The organism is Rhodococcus sp. P4_F3_2 (genome assembly GCF_056401335.1).
In genome coordinates this window covers 1-2,671 of sequence record NZ_JBFUJN010000084.1, presented here as the reverse complement: position 1 = coordinate 2,671, position 2,671 = coordinate 1, and the positions used below count along the sequence as shown (strand labels likewise).

The 2,671-nt window shown below is 56.5% G+C and carries 1 protein-coding gene; it reads left to right on the top strand.

Annotated features, from left to right (window positions below):
- On the top strand, positions 1-2,671 hold a 2,671-nt coding region (locus AC1DWA_RS32815), incomplete at both ends, for a non-ribosomal peptide synthetase (protein ID WP_477917580.1).

The window sequence follows — 2,671 nt, the reverse complement described above, 5'->3', positions numbered from 1 at the left end:
GTGTTGGCGATGGTGGTTCATCACATCAGTGGTGATGGTGTGTCGATGGGGCCGTTGACGCGTGATGTGATGGTGGCGTACGAGGCTCGTTCTCGGGGTGAGGTTCCGGGGTGGGCGCCGTTGGCGGTGCAGTATGCGGATTATGCGTTGTGGCAGCGGGAGACTTTGGGTTCGGAAGATGATCCGTCGTCGTTGATTYCGCGTCAGATCGGGTTCTGGGAGTCGGCGTTGGCGGGGTTGCCGGATCAGTTGGATTTGCCGGCTGATCGTCCGCGGCCTGCGGTGGCGTCCAATCGCGGTGCCAAGCATGCGTTCGTGATCGGCGAAATCGAGCACTCGTCTCTGAAAAAGATTGCGCGCGACTCGAATTCGTCGTTGTTCATGGTGGTGCATGCGGCGTTGGCGGTGTTGTTGGCGCGGTTGTCTGGGACGTCCGATACTGCGATCGGTACTCCGGTGGCGGGTCGTGGTGAGCAGGTTCTCGATGATTTGATCGGGATGTTCGTCAATACGTTGGTGCTGCGGACGGAGGTGGATTCTTCGGAGTCGTTCTCGGAGTTGTTGGGTCGGGTTCGTGAGGGCGATCTGGGTGCATTTGCCCATGTAGATCTGCCGTTCGAGCGGTTGGTGGAGGTGCTTAATCCGGCGCGGTCGCAGGCTCGTAATCCGTTGTTCCAGGTGATGCTGTCGTTCCAGAACATGGAGCAGTCGGTGCTTCGACTTGGCGATCTGACAGTTGCGGGAATCGACGCCAACACGGTGGCGGCGAAGTTCGATCTGCAGTTGACCGTGGTCGAGCAGTTTGACGAGGCGGGCGCACCGGCGGGGATGGCGGCGACGTTCACGTACGCGACGGATCTGTTCGACGAGTCGACGGTGGCAGGCTTTGCGGTTCGGTTCGGACGGATTCTCGGTACTGTCGTCGCCGATCATTCAATATGTTTGGGCGACATAGACATCATTGGTGCTGCTGAAAGACAGTCGATACTCGCTTGGTCCCAAGCGCCGGTTCGAACTCCCCTGACGGCGGATCTTCTACCGGATCGATTCGATAGGCAGGTTGCGAAGACTCCTGATCTAATTGCCATAGCTGACGGCGATAACGCGTTGACCTATCGCGAGTTGGATAGCCGCATAAATCGGTTGGCAAGATTCCTAATCGAGATTGGCGCGGGTCCCGGTACAAGTGTCGTGCTCTCAGTTCGGCGATCGATCGAACTTGTGGTTGGAATGTATGCGATTTCAAAGAGCGGTGCAGCCTATGTGCCATTGGACCCGGATCAACCGATTGATCGAAATCAGTTCATCATCGAAACATCCTCACCAATTTGTATCCTAACGACGTCTGGTACCCATCTAGACGAGTCTTTCGGGGGCGCGAGAATTCTTCTGGACTCGATCGAACTCGATAGTTACTCGTCGGTTCCAGTTCGTCAGGGAGAAAGAGGTCGGAGTCTTCATCCGGAAGATACGGCGTACGTCATCTTCACTTCGGGTTCGACCGGAAGGCCGAAAGGCGTGGCGGTTCCACACCAATCTGTAGTGCGATCCTTGGATTGGCGTCAGGAACGCTATGGGTTGACCGCGGAAGATGTTGTACTGCAGAAGACCCCTTTCACTTTTGACGCTTCCGTTCGCGAGTTTTGGTGGCCACTGTTGTCTGGTGCCCGATTGGTGATTGCGTCTACTGATGGGCACCGTGATCCTGGTTATTTAGTTCGCGCGATCCGCGAAAATCGAGTTACATCGGCCCATTTCGTGCCATCAGTTCTTGGTGAAATTCTGGAGCAAGCGTGCCCGGACGACTTGGTTAGTCTTCGTCAAGTATTCTGCGGTGGCGAGACACTTACGCCGTATTTGGCGGATCGCTTCCGCAACTTGAGTCTTGCAGAGTTGTTTAACGAGTATGGGCCGACGGAGTCCGCTGTCTCGGTATCCAGTCATTCGGTCAGGGCTGACCAATACCAGAGTATTCCAATAGGCTCGCCCGCCGGCGGTGTCGATATCTATGTGCTCGACAATAAGTTACAACTCGTTCCAGCTGGTGTAGTGGGCGAGATGTACCTTGCTGGAGGTCAGCTTGCCCGCGGGTATGAGACGAGGGGTGAACTGACTTCCGAACGCTTTGTTGCCAATCCGTTCAGTCAGCCGGGCATGAGGATGTACAGATCTGGTGACCTTGCCCGATGGACTAAGTCGGGAGAGCTGGAGTACATCGGACGTAGCGACTTCCAGGTGAAGTTGCACGGGCTCCGGATTGAACTTGGTGAGATCGAGCGTGCCTTACTTGAAATTCCAGGGGTTCGCCAGGCCGTGGTTGTACTTCACGATGATGCAGATCGGGGCTCGCACCTCGTCGCGTATGGGGTCGGCGACAACGCTGCCTCAATATCCGCCGAATTGATCCTGCAGGACCTTTCGTTGCGGCTACCGCGCTACATGGTCCCKACCAAATTAATCACTCTCGAACGGATGCCGCTGAATGCGAACGGCAAGTTGGATCGGAAGTTGTTGCCGGAGCCGGTGTTCGAGGTTGCGGTGTTCCGGGCTCCGGTGACGGCGGTGGAGGAGATTGTCGCGTCGGTGTTCGGGGATGTTCTCGGGGTCGAGCGTGTCGGGTGGATGTTCTCGGGGTCGAGCGTGTCGGGTTGGATGATGATTTCTTTGCTTT